29 protein-coding genes and 1 other annotated feature are annotated in these 24,507 nt (G+C 37.4%); of the genes, 4 read left to right on the top strand and 25 right to left on the bottom strand.

Translation table 11 applies throughout. The features are described from left to right. Nucleotides 1-42: 42 nt before the first annotated feature. Complete coding sequence (locus KGF86_RS04525; RefSeq protein ID WP_186870307.1) at nt 43-330, bottom strand: post-transcriptional regulator; 288 nt, start codon at nt 328-330, stop codon at nt 43-45. 120 nt (nt 331-450) lie between these two features. Here KGF86_RS04525 and spoVB point away from each other — a divergent pair, with 120 nt between their 5' ends. Both spoVB and KGF86_RS04515 read left to right on the top strand, forming a co-directional pair. Then, complete coding sequence (spoVB, locus tag KGF86_RS04520; RefSeq protein WP_211741581.1) at nt 451-2,007, top strand: stage V sporulation protein B; 1,557 nt, start codon at nt 451-453, stop codon at nt 2,005-2,007. Between the two features lie 122 nt (nt 2,008-2,129). Continuing rightward, nucleotides 2,130-2,507, top strand: coding sequence for a TIGR04086 family membrane protein (locus tag KGF86_RS04515; RefSeq protein WP_186870305.1), 378 nt, complete (start codon nt 2,130-2,132; stop codon nt 2,505-2,507). A gap of 82 nt (nt 2,508-2,589) precedes the next feature. Here the strand turns inward: KGF86_RS04515 and yajC are convergent, their stop codons facing one another. From yajC to KGF86_RS04395, 24 genes are all read right to left on the bottom strand, one after another. Then, a complete protein-coding gene (gene yajC, locus KGF86_RS04510) occupies nt 2,590-2,850 on the bottom strand; it encodes a preprotein translocase subunit YajC (RefSeq protein WP_186870304.1) in 261 nt (86 codons plus the stop codon). A 59-nt stretch (nt 2,851-2,909) separates the two neighbouring features. After that, a complete protein-coding gene (tgt, locus tag KGF86_RS04505; protein ID WP_211741253.1) occupies nt 2,910-4,052 on the bottom strand; it encodes a tRNA guanosine(34) transglycosylase Tgt in 1,143 nt (380 codons plus the stop codon). 15 nt (nt 4,053-4,067) lie between these two features. Next, nucleotides 4,068-5,096 carry a tRNA preQ1(34) S-adenosylmethionine ribosyltransferase-isomerase QueA gene (gene queA / locus KGF86_RS04500; RefSeq protein ID WP_211741252.1) on the bottom strand — a complete coding sequence of 343 codons (1,029 nt, stop codon included), beginning with the start codon at nt 5,094-5,096 and terminating at the stop codon, nt 4,068-4,070. Between the two features lie 21 nt (nt 5,097-5,117). Next, the gene (locus KGF86_RS04495) at nt 5,118-5,309 is read right to left on the bottom strand and encodes a DUF2905 domain-containing protein (RefSeq protein ID WP_211741580.1); all 192 of its coding nucleotides are present in this window, start codon (nt 5,307-5,309) and stop codon (nt 5,118-5,120) included. A 2-nt stretch (nt 5,310-5,311) separates the two neighbouring features. Continuing rightward, nucleotides 5,312-6,316 (bottom strand): Holliday junction branch migration DNA helicase RuvB, encoded by a 1,005-nt coding sequence (gene ruvB, locus KGF86_RS04490; RefSeq protein ID WP_186870300.1) that lies wholly within the window; start codon nt 6,314-6,316, stop codon nt 5,312-5,314. A 15-nt stretch (nt 6,317-6,331) separates the two neighbouring features. Then, nucleotides 6,332-6,946 carry a Holliday junction branch migration protein RuvA gene (ruvA, locus tag KGF86_RS04485; RefSeq protein WP_186870299.1) on the bottom strand — a complete coding sequence of 205 codons (615 nt, stop codon included), beginning with the start codon at nt 6,944-6,946 and terminating at the stop codon, nt 6,332-6,334. Nucleotides 6,947-7,122: 176 nt separating this feature from the next. Then, the gene (locus tag KGF86_RS04480; RefSeq protein ID WP_211741251.1) at nt 7,123-7,680 is read right to left on the bottom strand and encodes a YhcN/YlaJ family sporulation lipoprotein; all 558 of its coding nucleotides are present in this window, start codon (nt 7,678-7,680) and stop codon (nt 7,123-7,125) included. A gap of 119 nt (nt 7,681-7,799) precedes the next feature. Beyond that, nucleotides 7,800-8,756, bottom strand: a complete 957-nt coding sequence (locus tag KGF86_RS04475; RefSeq protein ID WP_186870297.1) for a phosphotransferase — start codon at nt 8,754-8,756, stop codon at nt 7,800-7,802. Next, the gene (gene safA, locus KGF86_RS04470) at nt 8,753-9,952 is read right to left on the bottom strand and encodes a SafA/ExsA family spore coat assembly protein (RefSeq protein WP_211741250.1); all 1,200 of its coding nucleotides are present in this window, start codon (nt 9,950-9,952) and stop codon (nt 8,753-8,755) included. Before safA ends, KGF86_RS04475 begins: the two co-directional genes overlap by 4 nt. Nucleotides 9,953-10,180: 228 nt before the next feature. Further along, entirely contained in the window at nt 10,181-11,461 is a 1,281-nt protein-coding gene (obgE, locus tag KGF86_RS04465) for a GTPase ObgE (RefSeq protein WP_186870295.1), read from the bottom strand. A gap of 14 nt (nt 11,462-11,475) precedes the next feature. Continuing rightward, entirely contained in the window at nt 11,476-12,018 is a 543-nt protein-coding gene (locus KGF86_RS04460) for a Spo0B domain-containing protein (protein WP_211741249.1), read from the bottom strand. 125 nt (nt 12,019-12,143) lie between these two features. Continuing rightward, nucleotides 12,144-12,434 (bottom strand): 50S ribosomal protein L27, encoded by a 291-nt coding sequence (gene rpmA / locus KGF86_RS04455; protein WP_010098994.1) that lies wholly within the window; start codon nt 12,432-12,434, stop codon nt 12,144-12,146. Nucleotides 12,435-12,445: 11 nt separating this feature from the next. Continuing rightward, nucleotides 12,446-12,775, bottom strand: a complete 330-nt coding sequence (locus KGF86_RS04450; protein WP_186870293.1) for a ribosomal-processing cysteine protease Prp — start codon at nt 12,773-12,775, stop codon at nt 12,446-12,448. A 10-nt stretch (nt 12,776-12,785) separates the two neighbouring features. Further along, nucleotides 12,786-13,094 carry a 50S ribosomal protein L21 gene (rplU, locus tag KGF86_RS04445; RefSeq protein WP_186870292.1) on the bottom strand — a complete coding sequence of 103 codons (309 nt, stop codon included), beginning with the start codon at nt 13,092-13,094 and terminating at the stop codon, nt 12,786-12,788. 13 nt (nt 13,095-13,107) lie between these two features. Continuing rightward, nucleotides 13,108-13,183, bottom strand: a sequence feature (ribosomal protein L21 leader region). Nucleotides 13,184-13,243: 60 nt separating this feature from the next. Beyond that, nucleotides 13,244-14,110 (bottom strand): site-2 protease family protein, encoded by an 867-nt coding sequence (locus KGF86_RS04440; RefSeq protein WP_211741248.1) that lies wholly within the window; start codon nt 14,108-14,110, stop codon nt 13,244-13,246. Next, complete coding sequence (locus KGF86_RS04435; protein ID WP_211741247.1) at nt 14,097-14,867, bottom strand: M23 family metallopeptidase; 771 nt, start codon at nt 14,865-14,867, stop codon at nt 14,097-14,099. The genes KGF86_RS04440 and KGF86_RS04435 overlap by 14 nt, the downstream gene beginning before the upstream one ends. A 392-nt stretch (nt 14,868-15,259) precedes the next feature. After that, nucleotides 15,260-16,057, bottom strand: a complete 798-nt coding sequence (gene minD / locus KGF86_RS04430) for a septum site-determining protein MinD (protein WP_211741246.1) — start codon at nt 16,055-16,057, stop codon at nt 15,260-15,262. After that, entirely contained in the window at nt 16,050-16,742 is a 693-nt protein-coding gene (gene minC / locus KGF86_RS04425; protein WP_425516472.1) for a septum site-determining protein MinC, read from the bottom strand. Before minC ends, minD begins: the two co-directional genes overlap by 8 nt. Before the next feature lie 69 nt (nt 16,743-16,811). Then, nucleotides 16,812-17,333: a rod shape-determining protein MreD gene (mreD, locus tag KGF86_RS04420; protein ID WP_186870288.1), complete on the bottom strand. Its 522-nt coding sequence runs from the start codon at nt 17,331-17,333 to the stop codon at nt 16,812-16,814. After that, nucleotides 17,330-18,208, bottom strand: a complete 879-nt coding sequence (gene mreC / locus KGF86_RS04415; protein ID WP_186870287.1) for a rod shape-determining protein MreC — start codon at nt 18,206-18,208, stop codon at nt 17,330-17,332. Before mreC ends, mreD begins: the two co-directional genes overlap by 4 nt. A 12-nt stretch (nt 18,209-18,220) precedes the next feature. Next, nucleotides 18,221-19,264: a rod shape-determining protein gene (locus KGF86_RS04410; RefSeq protein WP_281413761.1), complete on the bottom strand. Its 1,044-nt coding sequence runs from the start codon at nt 19,262-19,264 to the stop codon at nt 18,221-18,223. 236 nt (nt 19,265-19,500) lie between these two features. Further along, a complete protein-coding gene (gene radC, locus KGF86_RS04405) occupies nt 19,501-20,172 on the bottom strand; it encodes a RadC family protein (RefSeq protein WP_186870343.1) in 672 nt (223 codons plus the stop codon). A 195-nt stretch (nt 20,173-20,367) separates the two neighbouring features. Beyond that, nucleotides 20,368-21,276 (bottom strand): SPOR domain-containing protein, encoded by a 909-nt coding sequence (locus KGF86_RS04400; protein ID WP_211741245.1) that lies wholly within the window; start codon nt 21,274-21,276, stop codon nt 20,368-20,370. A 117-nt stretch (nt 21,277-21,393) separates the two neighbouring features. Further along, the gene (locus tag KGF86_RS04395; RefSeq protein ID WP_186870284.1) at nt 21,394-22,671 is read right to left on the bottom strand and encodes a bifunctional folylpolyglutamate synthase/dihydrofolate synthase; all 1,278 of its coding nucleotides are present in this window, start codon (nt 22,669-22,671) and stop codon (nt 21,394-21,396) included. A 62-nt stretch (nt 22,672-22,733) separates the two neighbouring features. Here KGF86_RS04395 and KGF86_RS04390 point away from each other — a divergent pair, with 62 nt between their 5' ends. Both KGF86_RS04390 and KGF86_RS04385 read left to right on the top strand, forming a co-directional pair. Beyond that, complete coding sequence (locus KGF86_RS04390) at nt 22,734-23,633, top strand: ATP-grasp domain-containing protein (protein ID WP_211741244.1); 900 nt, start codon at nt 22,734-22,736, stop codon at nt 23,631-23,633. Then, the gene (locus KGF86_RS04385) at nt 23,626-24,489 is read left to right on the top strand and encodes an ATP-grasp domain-containing protein (RefSeq protein WP_211741243.1); all 864 of its coding nucleotides are present in this window, start codon (nt 23,626-23,628) and stop codon (nt 24,487-24,489) included. The genes KGF86_RS04390 and KGF86_RS04385 overlap by 8 nt, the downstream gene beginning before the upstream one ends. Nucleotides 24,490-24,507 lie beyond the last annotated feature (18 nt).

Genomic DNA, 24,507 nt, shown 5'->3' with positions numbered 1-24,507 from the left:
CCTCCCTTTTATGTATCAAACACATATGTAACGCTTAGGGGTTTAGCTATTGCCAGTTAAGGCAGCGATCGAAACCATCAAATCATCATCTTGGTACGCATCTATGGTCAAATAGCTCATATATGTACTCGAGCTAAGGTGTAGTATATCTTGGACAACTTCATAAAGTCTTTTCTCTGGATTGCCTTTCCACACTTTCTTCATCAGGCATTTCCAAATATCTTCTTCTGTTGCTCGAGAATACCCCATCATTTGAAATTCTTGCGTCTTACTTTCCAAAGCTGGTCTTAACTCCTGCTTCCATGCTTCAACAGTCTTCCTTATCTCCAAGACCTTCACCTTCCTAGAAAGATTGTAATAAGATTGTACAAGTTGTCATGCTTGGCTACACCAATCGCATATATATCATTGTATATGAAATTTTATTATTTGAGAAGGCAGGTCGTCGATGTGTCTAAACAAACTTTTCTCCAAGGGACACTCATCTTAATAGCAGCAGGCATGATTACTCGTTTTCTAGGCTTTATTAATCGTCTTGTAGTTGCCAGACTTATGGGAGAAGAAGGTGTAGGGCTATATATGATGGCCCTTCCTACTCTATTCTTAGTCATGACGCTTACACAACTTGGACTGCCTGTTGCTATATCAAAACGTGTAGCAGAAGCAGATGCACAGCAAGATCATGCGAAAATAAAACGAATATTAGTAGTTTCGATTATTATTACCTCCATTTCTAGTATTATCTTTACAACAGTAATGATCTTTGCAGCACCTTTTATCGCCACTACATTATTAACAGATGAACGTACACTTTATCCGTTAATCGCAGTTGGCCCGATCATTCCTATTGTGGCGGTTTCATCCGTTTTACGCGGTTATTTTCAAGGGAAACAAAACATGAAACCACAGAGCTATTCACAGGTTATTGAACAAATCGTACGTATTAGCTGTGTTGCCTTATTTGTACATTTACTACTGCCTTATGGAATAGAGTACGCCGCTGCAGGAGCCATGATTAGTGTTATTTTAGGCGAATTTGCTTCCCTACTCTATATGATATATCAGTTTAAACGCAAAAAAACAATTCGTATACGGCATCGTTTTTTTGCCTATGTAAAAGCAAGCAAGCAAACCGTGAAAGAGTTATTCTCTATTGCTCTACCGAGTACTGGTAGCAAAATGATTAGTTCATTCTCTTATTTTCTTGAACCCATTATTGTAACGAACAGTCTAGCTCTCGCAGGTATATCAGGTGCATTAGCTACAAAGCAGTACGGAGAATTAACTGGGTTTGTTTTACCGCTTCTGTTTTTACCAACCTTTATTACCCAGTCATTATCTATAGCACTCGTTCCCAATATCTCAGAAGCAGATGCAAGGCAAAATACTAGCCTTATACACTATCGCATCCATCAATCCATTCGGATATCATTTGCTTCGGGAGCAATTGCTACGGTCGTATTAACGATTTTTGCCGTTCCAATCCTATCTTTTATGTATGGTACAGCTAATGCAAGCAATATTCTTATATTTATGGCACCATTCTATATTTTACTTTATATCCAGTCACCATTACAAGCTGCGCTTCAGGCATTAGACTTAGCCAAGGCAGCAATGTGGAATAGCTTAATAGGTGCTGTAGTAAAATTCATTGTTCTATTTATTCTAGCCTCAAATGAAAGCTTTGGCATCATGGGAGTTGCAATCGCCATGTCAGTCGGTGTCATTCTCATAACGTTATTACATTTAGCCTCCTTACGTCAGGCTATTAATTTCTACATTCCAATCAAAGACATCGCAAAAATGATTGTCTTAATTCTCGCAACTTGGTTTACTGGTAAGTTACTTTATGACTTTTATATAAATTACGATCCAAACCTATTTCTATTTGGACTATCATTGATTGCCTTATCAGCTATCTATGTCATCTTACTATTTATTTTGCGATTTATCACGAAGGAAGAACTAGAACAAATTCCATTTTTACAAAAATGGATTAAGTCATAATTTTGACAAGGGAGTGCACTAGTGCATTTCGTTGATAGTAAATAAATCTATAAAAAACTCGTCTACTTTTCAACGGACAAGAATATGAATACTATAAAAGGACTTTTGTGAGGGGGATTCTCATGCGAAATCAACAATTTACAGCGTTACTTTACGGATGGATTGTTGTACTTGGATTAATTCTTGTTTCTAGTATGGCATTGGCTCTATTATTAAGATTCTCTACTTTTAATGAACCTGCAACAGATTGGGTAACACTTGTTATCGGATTAATCTCCTTATTTATTGGTGGGGCTGTTGCCGGGGCGAAAGGAAAACAGAAAGGGTGGATAATCGGAGCGATTACCGGATTAGGATTTACGGTGTTCACTTTCCTAGTTCAATACCTCGGATATCAAGTTGGCTTCAACTTACAACAAACCATCCATCATTTCTTTTATATTTTAGCAGCGCTATTCGGTGGGGCTGTCGGTGTCAATATTACTTCCAATCAGGAGTAGAAGACCATTGCTTAATTAAACACATGCTACTAGATTCTAAAATAAAAGAGACTAACCCAGGTCAGTCTCTTTTACTTTTTGATTATACAGTTTTAACTTCACGAATCGCAGAACGATCATATGTAAGTTTAGAACCGTCTCCCGCTTGTAATACTACCGTGTCTTCATCTAAAGCATGAATCACGCCATGAAAACCACCTATCGTCACAACAGAATCACCTTTTTTAAGTTCAGACTGCATTAGCCTTACTTGTTTCTGACGCTTTTGTTGCGGACGAATCAGCAAGAAATAGAAAATTACAAACATAGCTATTAAGGGTAATAACGTAATTAAACTCTCCATATACTTGTCCCTCCTTTCCAATACATTCGTTTAAAAAATCATGATTTTCTAAACGCTCATTAAAAATTCTTGGCATCCGGTTTATTTAATCCGTATTGCTCGAAGAATTCTTCTTTAAAGTCACCAAGTCGATCTTCGCGTATAGCTTGTCGTACTTGCTCCATTAATTTTAACAGAAAATATAAGTTATGATAAGTAGTAAGTCTAAAACCAAATGTTTCATTACATTTTATTAGATGTCTGATGTAGGCACGAGTATAATTTCGGCAAACATGACAGTCACAGTTCTCATCAATTGGACCGAAATCGCGTGCATATTTGGCATTCCTCACTACTAACCTTCCTGATGATGTCATACATGTACCATTACGGGCAATTCGAGTCGGCAATACACAATCAAACATATCAATCCCACGTATTGCACCGTCTATCAAGGAATCTGGTGAACCAACCCCCATTAGGTATCGTGGTTTATTACTAGGCATTAATGGTGTCGTAAACTCTAATACTCGATTCATAACATCTTTCGGTTCCCCAACCGAAAGTCCCCCAACGGCATAGCCAGGTAAATCAAGCGAAATTAAGTCCTGTGCACTCTGTTTACGCAAATCTTCATACTCTCCACCTTGAATAATCCCGAATAACCCTTGAACATCTGGTCTGGCATGAGCGGCTAAACATCTCTCTGCCCATCTAGAAGTTCTTTCCACAGATTGCTTCATATATTCATGTGTTGCTGGGTATGGTGGACATTCATCAAATGCCATCATAATATCAGAGCCTAAATCATTTTGAATTTGCATCGCTTTTTCTGGGGATAGGAATAGCTTTTCACCATTTAGGTGGTTACGGAAATGTACACCCTCTTCCGTAATTTTTCGCATATCACTCAAACTAAATACCTGGAAACCACCTGAATCGGTTAGGATTGCGCCATCCCAATTCATAAACTTATGCAGTCCACCAGCTTCTTTGATGATATCTTCACCCGGGCGCAACCACAAATGGTACGTATTCGATAGAATAATATTCGCTCCCATCGACTCTAAATCCTCAGGACTCATTGTTTTTACAGTCGCGAGAGTTCCTACCGGCATAAATGTCGGCGTTTCAAATGAACCATGTGGTGTATGAACGACTCCAAGTCTTGCTCCTGTTTGTTTATCTGTTTTAATTAATTCATAACGTATCGGTGTTGTCATCGTATCTTTCCTCTTCTACATAATTAACATCGCATCGCCAAAACTAAAGAAGCGATATTTTTCTTTAACTGCCTCATGATAAGCTTTCAGTATAAAATCTCGATCAGCAAACGCGCTGACTAACATAATTAACGTTGATTTTGGCAGATGGAAATTTGTTATTAATCCATCAATTGCCTTAAATTCAAACCCCGGGTATATAAATATATCCGTCCAACCACTGGATTCAACAAATTGTCCATTATTATCACGTGTAATGGTCTCTAGTGTTCTTGTTGAGGTTGTACCAACCGAAATGATTCTACCACCATTTTCTCGTACCCGAGTCAGTGTTTCTGCAGTCTCACGTGACATCACATAAAACTCAGAATGCATTTTATGCTCATCAATATTATCTACAGATACGGGTCTAAATGTTCCAAGTCCGACATGAAGTGTAATAAAAGCAATCGTGACACCCATTTCTTTTATCTCTTCTAGTAATTCAGTAGTAAAATGTAATCCTGCTGTTGGAGCCGCTGCTGACCCTTTTTCTTTAGCATATACGGTTTGGTAACGTTCTTTTTCTGGTAATTGCTCTTTTATATACGGTGGTAAAGGCATTTCCCCTAGCTCCTCCAACACCTCATAAAAGATCCCCTCATAGTCAAATTGTAATATACGGCCACCATGTTCTAAAGAACCTGTACATGTTGCCCGTAACTTGCCCTCACCAAAGGTCAGGGCACTACCTTCTTTAATGCGTTTAGCAGGCTTAGCTAGAACTTCCCAAGAATCCCCTTCTAGTTGTTTGAGCAGCAGAATCTCTACTTTTCCTCCCGTATCCTCTTTTACACCATATAATCTTGCAGGTAAGACACGCGTATCATTTAATACTAAGCAATCCCCTGCTTTTAAATATTGCTTAATATCTGAGAACTGTTTATGTGCTATTTCCTTCGTATCTTTATTTAAAACCATTAATCTAGATGCACTTCGCTCGCGCAATGGTGTCTGTGCGATTAATTCTTCTGGTAAATCAAAATCAAAATCTTCTATATTCATGGTGTTTCTCCTTTAAACAGATTAACGAAATCGTCCTAAAATAAAAAATAGTAATGATAAGATAATGCTTACTATAATAGATGTCATGATTGGAAAGTAAAAGGTAACATTTCCTTTTTTAAACGAAATATCACCAGGTAACCTACCAATAAATGTCCATATTAGCCCTATAACAACCAATATAATTCCAATTATAATAAATATCTTACCGATATTCACGTTTCATCATTCACTTTCATACCAAAATGTTGATATGCCTTTGGTGTGACAACTCTCCCTCTCGGAGTTCGCTGAATAAAACCAATCTGTAATAAATAGGGTTCATACACATCCTCAATGGTTTGTGACTCTTCACCAATGGTTGCTGCAATCGTGTCTAACCCAACTGGCCCTCCTTGAAACCCTTCGATAATGCCTTTTAAAAGTTTATGATCAATATGGTCTAATCCTTGATCATCCACTTGTAGCATTCCGAGGGCTACATCAGTTGTTTCTACACTTATTTCCGCTTCACCTTTTACTTGGGATATATCCCGAATCCTACGTAAAAGTCGATTGGCAATACGAGGTGTCCCTCTGGAACGTCGGGCAATTTCTATCGCAGCCTCTTTTACTATCTTCGTATCAAAGATTTCTGCTGTCCGTTCTACAATCGCTCGTAAATCCTTTGTTTCATAGTATTCCAACCTTGAAAGAACGCCAAAACGATCACGTAAAGGGGCCGAAAGTAAACCTGCCCTCGTAGTTGCACCAACTAGTGTGAAAGGTGGTAAATCAATTCTTACCGACCGGGCACTTGGTCCTGTCCCGATAACAATATCAATAAAGAAATCTTCCATAGCGGAATATAATACTTCTTCCACTGCTCGTGGCAATCGATGAACCTCATCAATAAATAAGACATCACCAACCTCTAAGGAAGTGAGAATTGCTGCCAGGTCGCCTGCACGATCAATTGCAGGTCCTGATGTTGAACGAAAGTTAACACCCATCTCATTCGCAATAATAGCAGCTAATGTCGTTTTACCGAGCCCTGGTGGTCCATATAACAACACATGATCCAATGGCTCATTACGCATCTTAGCCGCTTGGATAAAGATTGTTAAGTTTTCCTTTACCTTGTCCTGACCGATGTACTGATTTAGTGTTGTGGGGCGAAGACTAAGTTCAACATAGGATTCTTCCTCATGTAATTCACCTGTAACCATTCTCTCATCCATTACATTGCCCCCTTCCTACTTTTTCATAAGTAAGCTTAATGCTTTTCTAATAATTTCATCTGTATTAGTTATATCAGTTAGAGATTTTTTCAATGCTGGTAAGATTAATTTAATTTCTTTATCCATATACCCCAATGCTTTTAAAGCCTCGATAGCCTCATTTAATTCATCAGAAGAAAGGCTAGTAGAAGTCGTTTTATTTTCTACCTCGACATCAGAAATAGTGAAGTTCGCAGTTAGTTTACCTTTTAGATCTAAAATAATTTGTCTGGCTGTTTTTTTACCAACACCAGGGAAACTAGTTAGGAATTTATCATCCTCACGTTCCACTGCGGCAACAAAATCAGGAATATTAACCCCCGCAAGAATAGCTAAAGCACCTTTAGGGCCGATTCCTGAAACCGATAGTAGTCTAGTGAATAAATATTTCTGGTCCTCATTTTTAAAACCAAATAAAATATGCGCATCTTCCCGAACATGGAAAAAAGTATGTATTTGAAATTCCTTGTTTAAAGAATCTTGAAAGGCAAATGGATTTGGACAAACCACTTCATAGCCAACCCCATTAACATCAATTATAATTGCTTCATCTTGTATGGAAACTAAATTTCCTCTTAAGTACGAAATCATACTATCTTCTCCCCACTATAAATCCTTTTCCTATTCTAACACAATTTCTACTAACCAGCATACACAAGAGCCCATGAATAGAGCTGTCACAGTTGCCGAAATATTACCAAAAGAAGAAAATAAAAAAGCCTGACAAAGATTTCTCTCTGTAGGCCGAGAATTACTTATCCTGACTTTTATTCGTTTCCATAAAAATCATTTATATTATTTTCCACTTCTTCTTCAAGTTGAGTTGGGTTAGGGTTACTATTTAGGTTACGTCTACGATCCCACCAGGTTGACTCTGAGTATACAACAATTTCTTTATCTGAGACAATTTGCTTAACTTCTTCCTCGATATTATCTGCTAAATTTGGGTAATATTTATTTCCCGTCATGATTGCAACAATAATTCGATCATCCGTCTCTGCCACCTGTGCTTGAACAATTTCTTTTCTTTCTGATAAATATTCTGAAATCTGTAACGTCCTTTCGCTCGTGAAACGATCCTCATTTTCAGCTGCTAAATTTTTATCACCTTCGTTAACATATTCTTGTTCACTTTGTGGATAGCCACCTAATTCTCCAATTGTTTTCTCCTGGTTATTTATTCGTTCTTTTTGTTCCTGAGGTGTTTCATAATTAATTGGTTGGATTGAATTATTGGTCGTATCATTCATTCCTTCTTCTGTTTCATTACCACAAGCAGCCATTAGTATTAAACCCACGAATGCAAGAAGTAATTTCCTACGCATAATAAAACCTCCCTTACAGCTAGTTTGCTACTAGAGAGGTTATTTAGAAGCGGATATACTATCCTTTTTATATAATTTATGGAAATAGATTTATACCGATAACAAGACCATATATCCCTCTACCCAATAATCCGCTTCGACTCCGTTAGAAATTCTTTACGATTTATCCATTCTTGTTCCATGGATTGTAAATACATTTCCACACTAATCCGCCGTTTTCTCGTTAAAAAATGTAACCATTCCCGTAACATATCACTTGGAATAAAAGTTGTCATTAAGTACCGTTCCACTGCTTCTTCTCTTACCATATTATAAGATAATAAAGTGTCTACTTCCCAATTAATAGCAGGTAAAAAACGTTGTGCTAGTTGGATGTAATCGTAATCCTGAAATGTACATTGTAATAAATCGAAATCAATGATAAATGTGTTGTCATGATGAATAAAATTATGTGATGCAACATCCCCATGAACCCAGGTTCCGTTTCTTTCTGCCATTAATTGTTCTTTGTACCATGGATAATTGGAGACCTTTTCTAAATAGTGCTTCATCGATACCGTTATATCCTGAAATAAGTTTAAATACCGATATTTTTCAAAAAGTTGCTTGGTTTCTATAAATTTCATTAGTCTTGCATGCCATCGTTTTACAAATAATTGTTTTCTAACCATATTTTTCACATAGATTTGATTGGCTGCAGCATGAAAATGTTTTAATGTATTCACTGCTTTTTGCCTATCACTCTCTACTTGATAATTTAATTTTCTACCGGAAACATAAGGTGAAATCGTCCAATAATAATTTGTTCCCGTTGAGATTTCCTTTTTTCCATTCGGATAGCGTAAAAATGGTACAATTTCCTTAGATTGAACACGTTCAAAAAATTCCCATTGTTGTTTTAGATTCATGACATTGGAATGACCTTTTAAGACATATTTATCTCCTGAGTTTGTTTCGATTAAATAAATATTACGTTTAATTGGATGAATCTTTCTCGCTTCAATACTCCCCTCCCAATATAAAAAAGAAGAGAGACGATTGATTCGTTGATCGTCTCTACTTGATTGTTTACTCAATCCGCTGACTCTTCCTCATTATCCGCTCTTAATTCACCGAATCCGGGAGGGGTAGGAAAACCATTTTCAGGAAAACCCGACATAAATGGATACGTCGTATTCGGTTCCATTTGTGGCATATTAGCTTGCCCTTGGAACATACTTGTGTCAAATTGTGGCATCATCGGTTGGCCTTGGCCCTGCATCACATTTGAATCGAATTGCGGCATCATCGACTGATCTTGGCCTTGCATCATATTTGGATCGAATTGTGGCATCATCGGCTGACCTTGGCCTTGCATCATATTTGGATCGAATTGTGGCATCATCGGCTGACCTTGGCCTTGCATCATATTTGGATCGAATTGTGGCATCATCGGCTGACCTTGGCCTTGCATCATATTCGGATCGAATTGTGGCATCATCGGCTGACCTTGGCCTTGCATCATATTCGGATCGAATTGTGGCATCATCGGCTGACCTTGGTACATAGCAGGATCAAATGGGGATACATCACCCATTGGTGGGATTTTTGGAGCGCCGCAACCACAATCACCCGTTACATCTTCCACCATTGGCATTTGTTGTGGATAAACCATGTGTGCTGGTAAAGGTACTGGATGAATTGGAACCACCGGATGCATTCCCCAGCAAGGATTGATAGGATAACAAGGAATCATCTGAAGCGGTTGATGCATCGGTTGTGAAATCGGTTGATAGCTTATCGGCTGTTGTTTCGGTTTAGCATGATGTACTTCTTTCTCTGATGATTCTTTACTCTCAGAGCTTTCATCAATATTAAAGGTCATATTATACGTTGTATGCTTTTCCTGTTCGATTTTCGGAGCTTGCATTAGTGGCATCGTCATTTGTGGAATTTGCGGCATCTGAGGCATTGGAAGTTCGGGTTTTACGACCATTTCAGGTTTCTCATCATCTTCTTTAATAACTGGAAGTGGTTTAGGACTGATATCCTTAAACGGTGTCTCTACTTGTTTTTCTTTCTTGACCTCTTTTTTCACTTCCTTCACTTCTTTTACGGGTGCCTCTTTCTTTACTGTTTTAGCATTAGTTGGAATACGTATTTTCATACCAGGCATAATCATATCTGGACTAGAAATATGTGAATTTGCAGCTTTTAATGCTTCAAAATCAACTCCATATTTTTTAGACAGCTCCCACATTGTATCTCCCTTTTGTACAATATGAATTTTCAATGTTCAACGAACTCCTTTCACTTCTCGAATTCTGGGCTAATCACTCTATATCAAGATATGCAACTTAAATGGAAATGTTGAACTTTATTCGAAAAGAATGAAAATCATCTGAGTTCTGATTGTTTATGATCGTAGTCCTTAACGATTATTTCCATATCTACTCCTGACGGCAAGGATTTTTTTACTTACCTATCAGGCAAAAAAAGCCATTCTCTAGGGAGAATGACTCTAGTCAACAAATTCAAATTCGAATTGTAATATACGTATTGTGTCGCCGTCTTCTGCTCCTTTTTTACGAAGTTCTTCATCTACTCCCATGGAACGCATTTGACGTGCGAAACGACGAATTGCCTCTTCACGATTAAAATCTGTCATCTTAAATAATTTTTCAATTTTTGGACCTGAAACAACAAAGGCACCATCATCCTCTCGAGTAATGGTAAATCCTTTATCTTCTTTTTGATAACGATAAACAACCTTTTCTTCCGTTTCCTCCAGTTGTGGAGCATACTTCGGTATTGTTTCTAGAAGGTCTGCTACGGCATATAAAATATCTCTTAAGCCATCCTTCGTAAGAGCAGATACTGGATATACAGGAACATCTTCACCAAGCTGTTCTTTAAATTTCTCTAAATTCTCCTCCGCACCCGGCATATCCATTTTGTTTGCCGCAATAACCTGTGGTCTTGTCATTAGTTTTTCATCATATTCCTTCAGTTCTGTATTAATCTTTACATAATCTTCAAAAGGATCTCTTCCTTCTGTTCCTGCCATATCAATAACATGGATAATTACTCTTGTTCGCTCCACATGGCGTAAAAATTGATGCCCTAATCCTATTCCTTGGTGGGCTCCTTCAATTAATCCAGGTAAATCTGCTAAGACAAAGCTTCTTTGATCTCCAGTATCAACAACTCCTAAATTAGGAGCTAATGTAGTAAAGTGATAATCAGCGATTTTTGGTTTAGCTGCACTTACAACGGATAAGAATGTAGATTTTCCAACACTTGGAAATCCAACAAGTCCCACATCTGCAATAAGCTTTAATTCCACTTTTATGTTTTTCTCTTCACCAGGCTCACCATTTTCCGCAAAATCTGGAGCTGGATTTCTTGGCGTTGCAAAACGAGAATTCCCTCTACCACCTCTACCACCTTTGGCAATGACAGCCTCTTGCCCATGAATGGTTAAGTCGGCAATGACTTGATCGGTATCCTCATCCATTATGGTTGTTCCTGGTGGTACTGACACAATTAATGGTGCTGCATTTTTACCATGTTGGTTCTTGCTCATCCCATTTTCGCCACGTTTTGCTTTAAAATGACGGTTGTAACGTAAATCCATTAATGTATTTAATCCTTCATCTACCTTAAAGATGACGTCACCACCATTCCCGCCATCTCCACCCGCTGGTCCACCCAACGGTACATATTTCTCTCTACGATAAGCGACAAGACCATTACCACCATCTCCAGCCTTTACGTAGACACTGACTTGATCGACAAACATATTACTCACCTCATCTATTCAAGCGAGGATAGCGAAAAACTAAACCTAACACTAGATTCCAGTTCCTCTGCTTGTATCCACACATTATTTAGCTTTTTAGCCATTCCATTTTGCCATCTTTCCGAGTTAATTGGCGGACCACTGAGTGTCACAACCAACTTAATGAAAGAATCCTCTTCAATAAGCTGTAATACACCATTTATTATTTCTAATTTATCCGCTAAAATGTAATCAACTATTGTATTTCCGATATCCGTTAACACCTTATCATAGGCTTGTAGATTTCTATTACTTGTACCTATTTCATATGTAAATTGGATATGATTATGTTGTAAATTCGTCTGTATTAACCATAATGCAAAGTTAGGGCAACTATTATTCATCAATAATCGCTCACGATTTAACCCCTCAATTATCTCGTCTACCTTTACTTTTACTTTATCCACCTTACCCATACTTAAGTATCCATGCACGATTTGTAAATCATTCATTAAATCATGCCTTTGTAATCGTAATAATTGAATCACTTCATTAGCGTCCACATTATCCTCCCCCATTATGTAGAATTATAGCAGAAAATGGGCATTCGTACATTAAATGGAGAGCAAGATGGATAAGATGCTTATTTATATCTAATAAAAAAACCCCAACCATCTAAAATGATTGGAGTTTGTATGTCATATTATGCTTCTTGAGCAACTGGGTATACACTAACTTTTTTGCGGTCACGACCATAGCGTTCGAATTTTACAACACCGTCGATTTTAGCATAAAGTGTGTCATCACCACCACGGCCAACGTTTTCACCTGGATAGATTTTTGTACCGCGTTGACGGTAAAGAATAGATCCACCAGTTACGAATTGACCATCAGCACGTTTAGCACCAAGACGTTTGGACTCAGAGTCACGACCGTTCTTTGTACTACCTACACCCTTTTTAGATGCGAAGAACTGTAAATCTAGACGTAGCATTAGAGCACCTCCTATTTACTTTGTATCATTATAAACTGACTATAATCACGTTCAATCGTTTGAAGTGATACAATCATACCTTCGAACAAAAGTTGTACGTTATCCATTATTTCTGACGGAACAGAATCTGGAATCGATACGCGAAGATAACCACCTTCACTACCTTGTTCAATTGCTAAATCGATATCTGTTAATTCCAAAACAGCATTTACTGCTCCAAATGAAACCGCAGATACCCCAGCACAAACCAAATCATATCCGTAGGGTCCACTCTCTGCATGTCCAGATAATTCAAAGGTTTTTATTTGATTATTATCTCGGTATACAGTTATTTTTATCATAACAAGACCCTTATTGGTTAATTTTTTCGATTACTAATTTAGTATAAGGCTGACGATGACCTTGCTTCTTATGATAGTTTTTCTTAGGCTTGAACTTGAATACAGTGACTTTCTTTTGACGACCATGTTTTTCAACTTTAGCCGTAACAGTAGCACCTTCAACATAAGGAGAACCAACTTGAACGTTTTCCCCACCTACGAAAAGAACTTTGTCAAAAGTAACAGTTTCATCCACGTCTGCTGTAACTTTTTCAACGTAAATTACTTGGCCTTCTTCAACTTTAACTTGCTTACCACCTGTTTCGATAATAGCGTACATAACTGCACCTCCTTAATTAACTCAGACTCGCCATACAGGTAAACTATTATAGTTTTTCCATGACCTGTTCTGTGCGGTTGTAGCAACGGGTGCTACGATGAATAACATAAAAATGTTATCATGTATGCTTATCTTTGTCAAGAAACTTTCTATATCGTTGTATATGTCGCCACTTCACCGACCGTTTTATTGTAGTTTTGATCATAAAAATAGCTTTTTAAGCATTCCGTTTCATCAATTGCTAGTCTTTGATTATCAGGCATTTGTATGTAAATAGCGTGCTTTACATCTCGCTTAAACTGCGAGAACACATCCATAAGCGTATACTGGAATGGCACTGTTATTGGGCTTACTGATTTTATCCAGTTGTTCCCTTTATACCGATTTAAGAGAAAACGAATGAAAACAAAATGTCTCTTCTTCCAATCGGCTCTGTTTTCTAAAAGTAAAAATACCATAATTAATAAGGCACTGAGTGTAAATGGGAAAAATAATAACTGAATTACAATAATTACCAAACAGATTATAATAGAAGAAACTAATGCCGTATTATACGCGCGTTGAAACGAGTACCTTTGGGATAGCAAAAAAAATAATAGCTTTCCTCCATCCAGTGGCCATATCGGTAGCAAATTAAACACTAGAATTGTAGTATTATAAAATATGATCGTATCAATGATTGAACTTGGTAGCAAAGAAAAAAAGGATGAAAAAAACATGAGAACATAAATAACCAAATGTTGAATGGGACCTGCTATCGTCACAAGAAATTCTTCTTTTACAGGTCTACTGCCTTGTTCATCCGTATCCATTACACCCCCAAAAACCCATAACATGACTTGCTTAATTCGCCAATTAAAGTAGGAAGCTGCCATATAATGACCTAATTCATGTAATAAAACAATCATTAAAATGATAAACATTTCTACAAATGTACCAGTTAAAAAGGAAATAATAATAAAAACTAATAATAATGGATGAATGTGTATAGGCGGTATCAGTTTACGGATTGTCATCAACTTCTATCACCTGAACAGGATCAACATATTCATTGTCTTTTTCAATCGCAAAATATACCATTTCATTATCCGCTGTAGGTGTAAACTCCCCAAGCCTATGCTGGCTATTTACAACTTGATACAGATGAACATCAATGGAACTTAAGAAACCATATGTTGAAGTGGATCCATCGGCATGCTGAATAATTACTGTTTTATCGGTATCTTGTTTTTTCCCCGCAAATATAACAACACCTTCACTTAATGCAGCGACAGCTGTAGTTTCTTGAGGCGCAATCATAATTCCTTTACCATTAGATTGAAAAGTCTCCATCACATTTCCAGAGACTGGTAATACGAGTGCTGCTTCTTCCACTTCCTCTTTATCGCTAGGCGAGAAAGCAAGAGGAGTACCAAAAGAATCTTTATACCATTTATAAACACTAGCAAAAGGAAAATCCTCAGTCAGCACATTGCTCGTCCATTCTCGTGGTTTATCAAAAAATTCCGCATCATTTTGCCATATAATGGCGATAGAGAAAAACAACATGACAGAAAAAATACCTTTTAACATAATACCTGTGATAGCATTACTTCTTGTCTGATTAGAGGATGAAGGATCAATAAAGTTTGGATAAAACCCATGTCTTTCTTCATCCTGTGGTAAAGAAGGTATGATGGTACTCATTTTATTAGGATTTGATTTGGTTGGGATTCCTCGTGATTTTTTCCGTTCATTGATTGATTTTCTAACATCTTTTATTTCTTTCTTCATTCGTCCTCATTCCTTCATTCATCGTTTATACAATTGTATGAAGGGCTAGGACAAGATATGATTGTCCGAACTTAATTTAGTCTGATGAGAGAAACAAGCTTTACACGAATACTTGGATTTACTGCTCAATCAAAAAAGAGGATGGAACAAAACGAAAACAAAGGGTAATAAAAAGCGAACAATCACCACATTAGCCCCGGAAATATACGGAGACTTCTGTAGGAGGAAAGGCATCGGTGAGACCCCAGGGGAGCTTTAGCTCTGAGGAGGCTCACCAGCCGCCCACGGAAAGCGGAGTATATTTCCGGGGCGGGTTTGATGCGGTAACTTTCATGTTCGGTTTATCCTATGTTAAAAATAGTTTTGTTCCATCCTCTTTCATCTTCTTACTACTAGCTCCTAATGCCAAAGAACTTTTTAACTTTCTTGAACATACCTGTTTCGTCTTCTAGTGATTGTAATGGTACAGATTCTCCTAGAATTCTTCTTGCAATATTTCGGTATGCTATAGAAGCTTTTGTGTTTGGTTGGAATGCAACTGGTTCTCCGTGATTGGATGCTTTAATAACTTCATCGTCATCTAAAACAATTCCAATTAGATCAATCGATAAAATTTGTACGATTTCATCGATTTCAAGCATATCGCCATTCTTCATCATATGCTTACGTATTCTGTTAATGATTAAGGAAGGTGGGTCCATATCCTCTTTTTCTAGTAGACCGATGATTCTATCGGCATCACGAACACTAGATTTCTCAGGCGTTGTCACCACAATAGCTTTATCTGCCCCTGCTACAGCATTTTGATATCCTTGCTCAATACCAGCAGGGCAATCAATAATGATATAATCATATTCTGTTTTTAATTCCTTCACAATTTCACGCATGCCTTCTGGCGTAACAGCTGTCTTATCACTAGTTTGTGCAGCAGGAAGTAGTGATAAATAATCAAAACGCTTGTCCTTAATCAATGCTTGTTTTAATTTGCAACGGCCTTGAATAACATCTACTATGTCGTATACAATGCGATTTTCAAGTCCCATTACCACATCTAGATTTCGCAGTCCGATATCGGTATCAATTAAGCAAACCTTTTTATCCATTAATGCTAGTGCAGTACCTAAATTTGCGGTAGTAGTCGTTTTCCCAACCCCACCTTTACCAGATGTTATAACAATTGCCTCACCCATTGATTATTCTCCTTTCGAATCCACTTAAACGTTTGCGTTTATGTGTTAAAACTTGCAATCTATCAATGATTATTTTGTCTTTTTCTGTATCGATGAGACCACATTCCATATATACACCGTCTGATTGGTAATCTGGTGCACGACTTATGTAATCAGCTATACGGAGTTGACTTGGATTCATATAAGAAGCAGTTATAATGGCATTATGGTCACCATTTACACCTGCATGAGCAATCCCATGCAGACTACCCATAATATATATATTTCCTGTAGAAACAACTTTCCCACCAGGATTTACATCCCCTATTAATAGTACATCACCGCTTACTTCGAGAACTTGTCCAGACCGAACAATTCGATTGTAAACCTTAATTTCTGTATCCTCGAGCATGGCAAGTGCTTCATCCCTAAGAATGACATTCGATTCTATGGTTTGAACAGTAAATTGTTTCTTTTCGGTAATAATGTTTTCTAGTTGTTCCCTTTGATCATCATATAAGTAACGATTTCCAAGGTTAATTGTTACGGGTACAACCTGTTCATCCTTTTTGGAATGATTAACAGATAATTTTTCTTGTAATTCCCTACACGCTTCTTCAAATGAACAACGATCATCAATAAATAGTGTAAGCCCGTCTCTCGTGCCTTTTATCGTAACATACTGTTTTGGTTTCATGTCTTGCAACGCTTTCACCTCATTAGTGCTTTCAAATCTTTACGTGTAGGTATAATGGAATAACAACTATCTAATCTATCATGTTTTATCCGTTTTCCATTTTACAAGTCGTTTTGCAAATAATGGATAAATAATGAGTAGGAAAATAGAATTCGCCAAAATAGATGGTAATAATCGTAACATGATGTAATCCAACCATTCTGCACTCATGATTCCGATAACATAATAGATAAGATTTATCATCAACTCTGCAATTGTTATACTTATTATACCAAACAATAACGTTGAATAAATATTACTATGCAACATATTTCGTAGTTCAAGAATGATGTACATAGTAACACCATAGGTGAACATATATACACCCAATATGCCAGTATAGGCAATATCAAATAAAAGCCCAAAAATTAAAGCATACATAATAGAATAGTAAGAATCCCCGCGGTCATAAAAGGTGGCAATTAACACTAAGAACATTAAAATCCAATGTGGTGTAATCATGATGTCACCGTCAAGGAGACTACTCGGCAAAATATCTAATGCCACACCTTCTAAGACGAGGATTAACAGTAGAATAAGGGGTAGGAATATACGTCTCATTCCTCCTCCCCCTCTGCTTCATCCTCATCATCTTGACCTAATAACCGTTCCACTACTACCACATGATTAATTTCATACATATTCGCTGCAGGCTCTACTAATGCAGTTCGCGTTAACCCATATTGATCTGGAACAACCTCTTTCACGGTGCCGATTGGTAGTCCAGCAGGGAATACGCCACCCATACCAGAAGATACAACTAATTCGCCTTCTTCAATGTCCTGGTCAGAATCCTCAATGATTTTAAATAACAGTGAATTTGTTTCCTTATCATAGGACTCAATTAGACCAAAAATACCCTTTCCACCTTCTCTTGATACCGTTGCAGATATTCGGTTAAATTCATCAAAACCGGTTAGCAATTGGACCGTTGAAGTTGCTGGTGCAACACTTTGTACCTTTCCAATCATGCCCTCTGCAGTAATAACAGCCATATTCACTTTTACACCATCTGATTTCCCTTTATTGATCGTTAGCTGCTCAATCCATCTTTCAGGGGACCTCGCTGTTACTGTTGCATGAATAGGGTTATAGGAACGTATGGAATCTTCTTTATCGAGCAACGCTCTCAGTTCTTCATTTTCATCTTTAATCTCTTGTACTTCATAGATTAGCCCTTTGTATTGTGCTAATCTTTCTCTTAAGATTTGATTCTCCTCATACGTATTTCGAATATCATCTATATTTTCAAAGATACCTGCTACGTATTTTACAGGTGTTGATATGACATTCTGAGCAACACCAATAACATCACTTACAAATTGTTCTGCTGTAGTTAAATTTACCCTATCCCTTATTGAGAACCCAACTAAGGCAACTAGGACAATGATCCCAATAAGAATAATAAATAATCTTTTTTTACGAAAAAATGACATGAAAACACCTACTTATTCTACTGTAGGACGAGAAGATACATTTGGTTGTCCTTTAAAATGCTGAATATATTCCAACGATTTTCCAGTGCCGATAACAACACTATCCAAAGGGTTATCAGCGACAAACACTGGCATCTTAGTCTCATCACTAATTTTTTTATCAAGGTTACGCAATAATGCTCCTCCACCAGATAACACGATTCCACGATCCATAATATCGGCTGCTAGTTCAGGAGGCGTTTTTTCCAACGTGATTTTCACTGCATCAACAATAGCATCTACTGTATCCTGAAGGGCCTCCGAGACTTCACTACCAGTAATAGTTATCGTTTTCGGTAATCCAGTAAGTAAATCTCTACCACGGATATCCATTTCCTCATCCGCTATCGTTTCATCATTTGCTGAACCAAGGTCTAGCTTGATTTGCTCTGCTGTTCTTTCACCAATCATTAAACTATACGTCTTCCGAATATGATTCACAATAGAGGTATCCATATTGTCACCAGCATTGCGAATAGATTCCGAGGATACAATCCCTCCAAGTGATATCACAGCAACCTCCGTTGTGCCACCGCCTATATCAACTATCATGCTACCTGTTGGCTCCCATACAGGTAGTCCTGCGCCAATTGCAGCTGCAAACGGCTCTGCAATCGGAAAGGCTTCTTTGGCACCAGCCTGTTTCGTAGCGTCAATAACTGCTCGCTCTTCCACCATTGTAATACCAGAAGGTACACAGATCATTACATTTGGCTTCTTAGCGAATGAAGAACGACTTCTCATTGCTCGTTTTATATAGTATTGCATCATAGCAGCGGTAGTATCATAATCTGCTATAACTCCATCCTTCATTGGTCTAATAACGGAAATACTACCAGGATTTCTGCCTAACATATTCTTAGCAGCATTACCTACTGCCTCTATTTCACCTGTATCCACATTCTTAGCAACCACAGATGGTTCTCGTAAGATTACACCTTTTCCTTTAACAAATACCAATGTATTTGCAGTACCTAAATCAATCCCTAAATCTTGAGAAAATCCAAAGATACCCAATAAAATCTTCCTCTCCAGTATCATGTAAGTTTTTCTTTCTATGCCTGACAGTTCTCTTATATTTTATGTGGTGGACCGTATAATATAATCAAATATGCCATAATGATAGTATGGAAATATGTAACTGCGTCCAACTCTTTCCAATCTCAAGAAGCGCCACTTTCAACTAAATATGAAAATGGCGCTCATACTTTATCTATTTAATTATACGAAAAAACTATAAAAATTGATAGTACTTATACGTATCCTTTTTCCTTTAACGAGACAAATTTATGATCACCTATAATTAAATGGTCTAGTAATTCAATCCCAATCATTTTTCCTGATTCTACTAATCGTTTCGTTACATGGATATCTTCTTGTGATGGAGTTGGATCTCCAGAGGGGTGATTATGGGCTACAATAATCGAAGCTGCAGACCGTTTCACAGCCTCGCGAAACACCTCACGAGGATGAACTATAGAGGCATTTAAGGACCCGATGAAGATGGTCTGACGATGAATAATTTGATTTTTTGTATCCAAGAAGATGGTAACAAAATGCTCTTGATTAAGGTGTCGCATCTCTTCCATAATGTAATCGGCACCATCCTCTGGAGAACGTATGACATAACGTTCATTTGGTTTATATTGACTTAGTCGCTTACCTAGCTCCAGTGCGGATAAAATTAAAACACCTTTCGCACTACCAATCCCCTTAATTGCTGTTAATTCCTCGATAGTAGCATCTTTTAATAGCTTTAATCCTTCAAAATGCATGAGTAACCGATTAGCAAGGGTCATAACAGACTCTTCTTTAGTCCCGCTTCCTAATAAAATGGCTATTAATTCTTGATTGGAGAGGTGACTTGCTCCTAATGCTAATAGTCTTTCCCTTGGTCGATCCCCTTTAGGAACATCCTTTATCATGATTGATGAAGCTTTCAAACTATTTCCTCCTTTCGTCTAGCAATAGAATAGCTTAAGATTCTACCTCTTACAAATAGACAAGAGAGAAATTTTTCACTTATGTTAATCCATAAAATAATAAAAAGCAGAGCGGAAAAAACATTTTCCACCCTGCTTCGTTTGTCATCAGCTTATTTTAGCATTTTTATCCTTCTACTATTGCCCCGTTGATACTACACTATCTAAAGAATTCCAGAGGTTCAGTAGAACTATTTCCGTATTTTCTTTTGAGGTTAACAGTTCCTCCATTTGTGTAACAAAGCTATTTAGTTCAGTAGATCCTTTTGGGGCCTGTTCGATTAATGCATTCCATGTCTCCTCGTCCAAGCTACCATTCTCCAAGGAAAGATTCCATTGTTCCTGGAAAGAGACGACCCAGTCATATTCTTCTTTCGTTAAGGCTACCTCTTTTTCACTAGTCTGCCAATCCTTTGCATATACTTCTATTCCTTTTTCTTTTAAGGAATTAATATCACTTTGTAAATCTTCTTTCGAGCGTCTCATCGTTACCAGAAGATAAAATTGATTGTCCTTTTCCCAAATGACAGGGGCATATCCTTGCTCTACAAACTTCCCAGATTCTGCTTCCGCATTCGCAATAGATGAAAAAACACCACCTTGTAAAACGAAGGCAGACATGGAATCTAACATATAATGTGACGTGTCAACCTTAGAAGCATTACCTTGATTATCATCCTTACCTTTCTCTTCTCCTTCTATAGGCATAGCAACAGCAGGAGTACCATTCAAATTATTATCAAAATTAACGATAATCTTTAACAAAACAAAGCCCATAATAGAACCTATTGTTAAGGCAGAAATAATTGCGATAATAATTGGCTTAAACATATGAAAAGTCGTTTGTTTCTTCGCCGTAGAACTGGATATGGTTGATGTATCATAGTTCCTAGCAAAGGTATGAATTTGATTATGACTAGATTCTTCAGTAGCAGCTATCTCTTCACTTACGTTTTTCTTATTGACATGGATATGTCCTGACTTATTAGTATTTTCCCTTTTCCCCTTACCATCTAATCTTACTACTACTTGTTTTTTAGCTGACATTTGCTGCTCCCCCACTTTGCTAGATTCGTTGTTTCAACTCTAGCATATGCAAACTAAAAAGTAAGGAGAATCTTGTCACACAAGGAACAGTTTATTTCAACATAAACCGGAATAACTTTACAAGGTTTGCTTTTTCACATAGGCTCTTACCAGTCCAATGAAATGTAAGGAACCCGCAAAGAAATACATCTCATCACGTTCTTCTATCTCTTTCCATTCTTCTTGCCATTTTATTTGGCGTACTTTTTCTACTGGTACCATCTCCCATAGATTATCAGCAGGTTCCGCACGAGGATGGTCAAAGGAAGTTACCATAATGGTATCAAAATGCGGCAAAGCCAGATGAAGCATTTTCTTTAATTCCTTATCTTTAAATCCAGCAAATATAAGTTTCTTCCGCTTCGTTCGGTATAGATCATTCACCGTATGAAGAAATGCCTCCATACCCTTTGGATTATGTGCCCCATCTAGAATCACAATAGGATTATCGAGTATTTTTTCGAACCGACCTGGTAAATGGGCTGTTTTGATGCCTTGATATACGTTGTCCCAATTTAAGTCTACTCCACATTTTTCAATAATAACTAATGCCATGAGAGCTGTTGCCGCATTTATAATTTGGTGTTTCCCTTTCATTTGTATTTCCATTTCTAGCTTTGTTCCTTGATAACACCATTCAAAAAACTGCCGATTTTCGTCTATAAATGTCCTTTTGTAAAAGAAGTCTCGATTTAATTTATACATATTGGCATATTTCTTTCTTGCTTCTTTTTCAAATATCGGCATACAACTCTCCTCTATCGCCCCTATAACGACAGGTGTATGACCTTTTATAATGCCTGCTTTATGAAAGGCAATTTCCTCCAGAGTATCTCCTAAAAAGGTAGCATGGTCCATCGCAATATTTGTTATAATAGACAGCATAGGTTGGATACAATTGGTGGAATCTTCCCTTCCCCCCATACCAGCCTCGATAATTGCAATATCAACCGTTTCACTAAAGTACATATAGGCAATAGTAGTGATAATCTCAAATTCCGTGGCGTGCATTTCTACTAAATCTAATTCTTCTATGGATGGCAGTAACTGGTTAAACAGCGTTATAAACCGGTCATCCGGGATGGGTAGATCATTAATGAATATATGACCTGTTAGCCCTGTCAAGCTAGGTGAAGTAAAAATTCCGACACGATAATTATTTTCTATTAATGCTGCTTTTAAATAGGTTAAAGTTGAACCTTTCCCATTTGTACCAGCAATATGGATAGCTTTTATTTTTTGCTGGGGATTATGTTGGGATTCTAATAACGCCATCATTCGATCAAGACCCGGTTTTATACCTAGGGTTCTACGTTCAGCAAAAAATACTTCTATTTGGTCAATACTATGAAACATACAATCACCACTTATCTATCAATTAGAAATAAGTATAGCATAGGAAGAAAGGAAATCGAACATTGAATAAAATTGGTTGGATTATTTATAATGGTAATTTACCTGGAAATAAATTTTTAGACTTTGCCCAGATGCTACACGAAGCAGCTAAGGAGCAAAACACGAAAACATATATCATGCAAAATAATAATTTATTATCATCATTAAGTACTAATAGACTGGAGCTTCTAACAGAATATGAAGTACCCGATTTTGTTATTTTTACGGATAAGGATATCTATTTAGCAAGGCAACTAGAATTAATTGGTATACCTGTGTTTAATCGCTCAGAGGTAATTGAAACAAGTGATGATAAGATCGCCACTTACCAAGTATTAGCTAATCATAACCTGCCAATACCAAGGACCATCATTGCACCGAAAGTTTATACAAATCGCGAGGAAAAATACCTTCCGAACCTAGACCATGTTATCAATCAATTAGGTCTACCTATGATTGTGAAGGAAGCTTTTGGCTCATTTGGTGAACAGGTTTATCTTATCCATACAAAGGACGAGCTGGAAGAAAAGGTGAATGAACTTTATGGAAAAGCCTTTATGTTTCAAGAGTTTATACAGTCTAGTAAAGGTAGGGACCTAAGACTACAAGTGGTTGGAGATAGAGTAGTTGCTGCGATGAAGCGATTTTCTGCCGAAGATTTTCGAGCCAACATTACTAGTGGTGGCATCATGGAAGCTTATGAACCATCCGAGAAGGCCAAGGAAATTGCCATCTCCGCATCAAAAGCAATTGGAGCAGACTTTAGTGGTGTTGATTTATTATTTGGGGAGAATGATGATTATATCATTTGTGAAATAAATTCTAACGCACACATTCGGAACCTCTATGATTGTACAGGGATTAATGCGGCAAACGAAATAGTAGAGCATATACTAAAGAAGTTGAGGGATTCACGTGGCTAATGGCTGGTTACTATATAGTGAAGAAGATGCTGTAGCGAACAAAGCGTACATCGAATGGTTTATCGATGAAGCAGATAAGCAAGAATTGACATTACGATTAATCTTAAGGGAAAAACTCCAAATAGGAATATTGCAAAATGAGTATGGCCTTTTATTAGATGGCCGTAAAACTGAAATTCCTGAATTCGCAGTGGTTCGAACCGTTGAACCGCTGCTTAATAAGCAGTTAGAACAGTTAAATGTACACGTATTTAACTCCTCCTACGTTTCGGAAATCAGTAATCATAAAGCAAAAACCTATTTAGAAGTTTCCCGTCTTGGTATCCCGATGGTAGATACAGTCTTTCTAAATGGTAAAAATGTTACTAATGAAATCCCTTTCCCTCTGCCATTTGTGATAAAAGAGGCGGCTGGTAGAGGTGGCAGACAAGTGTATTTTATCCAAGAAAAAGAAGAGTGGGACGTATTTTTAACCATGTGTAAACCTATCGATTACGTGATCCAATCAACTGATGTACAACTTGGAAAGGATCTAAGAGTCTTTGTTGTCGATAAGGAAATTGTAGGGGCTGTTTTAAGGGAAAGCAATACAGATTTTCGAGCTAACTTTACATTAGGTGGTTCGGCAAGCTTATACCAATTAAACGAAGTAGAAAAAGCGCTTATCATGAAAATTATCGATCATTTTGATTTCGGTATGGTCGGAATTGATTTCTTAATAGGTCGGAGTGGAGAGCTACTATTTAATGAAATAGAAGATGTTGTCGGCTCAAGGACCCTTAGTACGGTTAGTAACATGAATATACTAGAAAAATATATTATTTATATAAAACAACAATTAAAACAGGGTTCTTAGATTTTTCTAAGAACCCTG

This window comes from Ornithinibacillus massiliensis, from assembly GCF_018310345.1.
Lineage (GTDB): Bacteria > Bacillota > Bacilli > Bacillales > Amphibacillaceae > Ornithinibacillus > Ornithinibacillus massiliensis.
Note: the sequence above shows the minus strand (reverse complement) of the source record. Positions and strands in the feature narration are given on the sequence as shown.

Bases quoted from the DNA above. Each gene is read 5' to 3' on its own strand.
- rpmA (WP_010098994.1), bottom strand. From the start codon at position 12,434: ATGCTACGTCTAGATTTACAGTTCTTCGCATCTAAAAAGGGTGTAGGT.
- obgE (WP_186870295.1), bottom strand. From the start codon at position 11,461: ATGTTTGTCGATCAAGTCAGTGTCTACGTAAAGGCTGGAGATGGTGGT.
- ruvB (WP_186870300.1), bottom strand. From the start codon at position 6,316: ATGGATGAGAGAATGGTTACAGGTGAATTACATGAGGAAGAATCCTAT.
- KGF86_RS04395 (WP_186870284.1), bottom strand. From the start codon at position 22,671: ATGTTTCATAGTATTGACCAAATAGAAGTATTTTTTGCTGAACGTAGA.
- KGF86_RS04460 (WP_211741249.1), bottom strand. From the start codon at position 12,018: ATGGGGGAGGATAATGTGGACGCTAATGAAGTGATTCAATTATTACGA.
- KGF86_RS04400 (WP_211741245.1), bottom strand. From the start codon at position 21,276: ATGTCAGCTAAAAAACAAGTAGTAGTAAGATTAGATGGTAAGGGGAAA.
- mreD (WP_186870288.1), bottom strand. From the start codon at position 17,333: ATGAGACGTATATTCCTACCCCTTATTCTACTGTTAATCCTCGTCTTA.
- KGF86_RS04450 (WP_186870293.1), bottom strand. From the start codon at position 12,775: ATGATAAAAATAACTGTATACCGAGATAATAATCAAATAAAAACCTTT.
- rplU (WP_186870292.1), bottom strand. From the start codon at position 13,094: ATGTACGCTATTATCGAAACAGGTGGTAAGCAAGTTAAAGTTGAAGAA.
- queA (WP_211741252.1), bottom strand. From the start codon at position 5,096: ATGAATATAGAAGATTTTGATTTTGATTTACCAGAAGAATTAATCGCA.
- radC (WP_186870343.1), bottom strand. From the start codon at position 20,172: ATGATAAAGGATGTTCCTAAAGGGGATCGACCAAGGGAAAGACTATTA.
- minD (WP_211741246.1), bottom strand. From the start codon at position 16,057: ATGGGTGAGGCAATTGTTATAACATCTGGTAAAGGTGGGGTTGGGAAA.
- KGF86_RS04435 (WP_211741247.1), bottom strand. From the start codon at position 14,867: ATGAAGAAAGAAATAAAAGATGTTAGAAAATCAATCAATGAACGGAAA.
- KGF86_RS04480 (WP_211741251.1), bottom strand. From the start codon at position 7,680: ATGCGTAGGAAATTACTTCTTGCATTCGTGGGTTTAATACTAATGGCT.
- KGF86_RS04440 (WP_211741248.1), bottom strand. From the start codon at position 14,110: ATGACAATCCGTAAACTGATACCGCCTATACACATTCATCCATTATTA.
- KGF86_RS04515 (WP_186870305.1), top strand. From the start codon at position 2,130: ATGCGAAATCAACAATTTACAGCGTTACTTTACGGATGGATTGTTGTA.
- ruvA (WP_186870299.1), bottom strand. From the start codon at position 6,946: ATGATTTCGTACTTAAGAGGAAATTTAGTTTCCATACAAGATGAAGCA.
- mreC (WP_186870287.1), bottom strand. From the start codon at position 18,208: ATGTCATTTTTTCGTAAAAAAAGATTATTTATTATTCTTATTGGGATC.
- tgt (WP_211741253.1), bottom strand. From the start codon at position 4,052: ATGACAACACCGATACGTTATGAATTAATTAAAACAGATAAACAAACA.
- yajC (WP_186870304.1), bottom strand. From the start codon at position 2,850: ATGGAGAGTTTAATTACGTTATTACCCTTAATAGCTATGTTTGTAATT.